Origin of the sequence: Streptomyces sp. SID3343, assembly GCF_009865215.1 — a bacterium.
In the GTDB taxonomy this organism is placed as follows: Bacteria; Actinomycetota; Actinomycetes; order Streptomycetales; family Streptomycetaceae; genus Embleya.
Genome location: NZ_WWJX01001138.1, coordinates 1 through 3,810 on the forward strand (window position 1 = coordinate 1; position 3,810 = coordinate 3,810).

General features: G+C 70.7%; 3 protein-coding genes and 1 pseudogene. 2 read left to right on the plus strand and 2 right to left on the minus strand.

Annotated features, from left to right (window positions below):
• Positions 1 to 489, plus strand: a pseudogene (locus tag GT354_RS35915) (hypothetical protein); the annotation flags it as partial.
• A gap of 80 nt (positions 490 to 569) precedes the next feature.
• Here GT354_RS35915 and GT354_RS35920 read toward each other — a convergent pair.
• Both GT354_RS35920 and GT354_RS35925 read right to left on the minus strand, forming a co-directional pair.
• Complete coding sequence (locus tag GT354_RS35920) at positions 570 to 2,072, minus strand: MFS transporter (protein WP_237535802.1); 1,503 nt, start codon at positions 2,070 to 2,072, stop codon at positions 570 to 572.
• Positions 2,073 to 2,207: 135 nt separating this feature from the next.
• Positions 2,208 to 2,585 carry a nuclear transport factor 2 family protein gene (locus GT354_RS35925; RefSeq protein ID WP_161360576.1) on the minus strand — a complete coding sequence of 126 codons (378 nt, stop codon included), beginning with the start codon at positions 2,583 to 2,585 and terminating at the stop codon, positions 2,208 to 2,210.
• Between the two features lie 191 nt (positions 2,586 to 2,776).
• Here GT354_RS35925 and GT354_RS35930 point away from each other — a divergent pair.
• Positions 2,777 to 3,810 (plus strand): ATP-binding protein (locus tag GT354_RS35930; RefSeq protein ID WP_161360577.1); only part of this gene is annotated, 1,034 nt, incomplete at its 3' end.

The window sequence follows — 3,810 nt, forward strand, 5'->3', positions numbered from 1 at the left end:
GCCACCACACCCACCACTCCTCCCCCCACCGACCCCAAGCCCCCGTCGCAGAGCCCGAGCCGCACCCCCGGCACACCTCCGGCCCCGGGCCGGATCGACCTCCGCACCATCTCGTTCGCCGAGGACCGCGGCCGAGCACCGGTGTTCAGCGTCTCCACGTCCGGGCCGGAAGACGAGGCCCTCCTCGCCGCTCTGTACGGCAGCAGCCCCGACCGTCGCCCGCAGGAACCGTCCCCCGCGACCGACTTCACGCGCAATGTCGTGGTCACCCTCTCCGTCGAAGGCGGTTGCCTGGATCCGACCGGTGCCCGGTTGTACGTCGACGGCCAAGTGCTCAAGCCGGACGTCGACTTCCCGAACCGCACTCGCCCGCCGGAGTGCCTGGCGCCGTACCAACGCCTCGCGCGCTTCGAGGTTCCGCGCAATCGTCTGCCCGAACACCCGGTCCTGGCCGGGCAGCCGCCGAAGTCGCCGACGCAGAACGGCTGATCCCGTTCACCCCGACAACACAAACGGGTGGGCCCGGCCACCTGGCCGGGCCCACCCGTTCACCGCTCACCGTTCATCACTCACCCCTGCGCCGGAGCCACCTCCGCCCCCACAGCGCCCGCGCCCGCGGCTGCAACCACGTCCCGGCCCGCGTCCCCCGTCGCCCGCGGCAACACCTGCACCACCGCCACGACCACCGCGCAGAAGCCCGTGAGCAGCCACAACCCGTTCACGAAGGCGTCCGTGAACAACTCGGGCGTCGGTACGTCGCCGAGCGTGTCGTAGAAGACGATGCCCACCAGCGCCACCCCGAGCGCCCCGCCCACCTGCTGGGCCGTGGACAACAGGCCCGACGCCGCACCGGCGTGCCTCGGTGTGATGCCGGCCAGGACCGTCGCCGCCATCGGGCCCATCACCAGGCCCATCCCGAAGCCGGTCAGCGCCAGGCCCGGGATCAGCCACAGCGTCTCGCTCGTGCTCGTCACCGTCTCGACGAGCACCATCTGGCCGACGCCCTGCGCCAACGCTCCCGCCGCGAGCACCTGCCGACCGAGCCTCGCCGCGATCTGCCCCGAGATCGCCGAGGACATGAAATATCCGATGCCCAGGGAGATGAAAAGCAGACCCGACTCCAGCGCCGACATCCCGTGACCGAGTTGCAGGTACAGGGCGAGCACCAGGAAGAACGCCGCGTTCACCATGCCGTAGACGAGGGCCATCGTGATGCCCACCGAGAACGACCGCTCCCGAAAGAGCACCAAGGGCACCAGCGGCGTACCGCCCCCCAGCCCCAGGCCGCGCTGATGGAGCGTGAAGGCGCCGAGCAGCAACGGGGCCGTCGCGAGGGAGAGCCAGGTCCACAGTGGCCAGCCCTGCTCACGGCCCTGCACCAGCGGAAGCACCACGGCGACCAGGCCCAGCGTGACCAGCGCCGTGCCCACCAGGTCCAGACTCGCGCCGCCTTCGCCCTTGGACTCGGGGACCAGTCGCCGCGTCAGCACCAGCGCGACCACCCCGACCGGGACGTTGATCCAATAAATGAGCCGCCAGTCCAGGCCGAACAGGTCGACCTGGATCAGCACACCGCCGATCAACTGACCGAAGACCCCCGCGAAGCCCATCGCGAGGCCGTACGCGGTGAACGCCTTGACCCGCTGCTCACCGACATACAGGACGTTGACGATGCCCAGCACCTGAGGCATCAACAACGCGGCCGCGACACCCTGCGCCACCCTGGCCACGATCAACATCTGCGCGCTTTCGGCGAGCCCGCAGCCCGCCGACGCGACGGTGAACAGGGCCAGTCCGATCACGAACATCTTGCGTCGGCCGTAGATGTCACCCAGCCGCCCGGCCGTGATCAGCCCCGAGGCGACCGCGAGCCCGAAGCCCGCGACCACCCATTGAATCGCGGCGGGACTGGCGTGTAGATCCTCCTGCGTCGCCGGGATCGCGACGTTGACGATGAAGAAGTCCAGCGTGGTGATGAAGATCCCGCTGAGCAGGACCAGGAGCGCGCCCCACGACGGCTTACCCGTCGACGGCGCGGCTTCCGATGACGGAGCCGTGCGGTTGGCGGACATGGCGAATCCTTACGTTGTCACGTGGTCGGTGGGTGTGACGGTGGTTGCGGACCGGTGTGCGGACCGGCCGGTCCGCACACCGGTCGTGGTCGGATGGGGCCTACCGGTCACAGGTGGTCCGGCGGGGCCTACCGCTCACAGACCGGCCGGCACCTTGTCCAGGAAGCCGTGCACGTTGCTCACCCGACCGTCCTCGGTCAGCACCAGGACGTCGAAGCCGACCACGATGGCCTCTTCGCCGGCCGGGCCCAGGTTCCACGTGAAACGTGCCAGGTTGTGGTGGCCGTCGACCGGGCCGCCCAGGGTGAAGACGAGACCCGCGAACTGGCCCTGGACCGCGCCCAGCGTCGCGTCGATCGCGTCGTGGCCTGCGGCGACGACCAGCGGGTCGACGTACGCGCCGTCCTCGGTGTAGAGCGCCTCGACGAGCTTGCGGCGGGCGGCCGGGTCGGTTTCGTTCCAGGTGGCGATGTAGCGCTCGGCGACGGCGGTGAAGTCGATGTCGGCGGTCATGAGGTCCGTCCTTCGGGGTGTCCTGTGGGCTTCCGGTCCGTACCGGCCGCTCCGTCGGACATGAAGTTACGGACCCCCGAGCGGACGGGAATCGGTCACGCATAGGTACTTTGGCGCGAGACAGGTAGCACAGGTAGGTAGGGCAACCGAGCGAGTAAGTGCGCCAGGCAGGCAACGGGGGTCGACCACACGTGTTGTACGGAAGAGACTCCGAGCTGAAGACGATCGAGCAGTTGCTCGCCGCCGCCGAGGAGGGCCGCAGCGGGGTGCTCGTCCTGCGCGGCGAGCCCGGCATCGGCAAGAGCGCGCTGCTCGATCACGTCGTCGCGAACACCGAGCTGCGTACCATCCGCGGCACCGGGGTCGAGTACGAGGCGGAACTCCCCTACGCGGGCCTGAGCCTGCTGCTTCGCCCCGCGCTGGGGTGCCTCGGCCGGCTGCCCGAACCACAGCGCCACGCGCTGGAGGCCGCTTTCGGGCTCGCCGCGGGAGACCGCTCCGAGCCGATGTTCGTCGGACTCGCGGTGCTCTCGCTGCTCTCCGAGTACGCCGGCGACGGGCCGCTCCTGTGCGTCGTCGACGACGCCCAGTGGCTGGACCGGGCTTCGCACGACGCGCTCGTGTTCGCCGCGCGCAGGCTGTACGCCGAAGGCATCGCGCTGATCTTCGCGGCCCGCGACGCGCCGGGCTCGTTCGCCGTCACCGGTCTGACCGAACTGCACCTGCCCGCCCTGCACCCCGAGTACGCGAGCGCGCTGCTCGACGGCAAGGCCGCGGACCTGAGCGCCGCGGCCCGCTTCCGAGTCCTGACCGAGGCGCGCGGCAACCCGCTCGCGCTGCTCGAACTCCCCCTGTCCCTGGCCGGTGAGCAGTCCGGCGACACCCTGCGTCCCGGCGCGCTGCCGCTCACCGGCCGCCTCCTGATCGCCTTCCACGGCCAGGTCACCCGGCTGCCCGAGAGCACGGGCATGCTGTTGCTGCTCGCCGCGAGCGACGACGCCGGCGACCTGGGCGTACTGCTGCGGGCGGGCGCGAACTTCGGTGTGGGGCCCGCCGATCTGGCCGCCGCCGAGGAGGCGAACCTGATCCTGATCGACGACGATCGGCTGCGGTTTCGGCATCCGCTGATCCGCGCGGCGGTACACCAGCGCGCGCCGATCGACCGGCGGATGATCGCCCACCGAGCGCTGGCCGACGCGTTCGACGCGGCCGACCAGGCCGACCG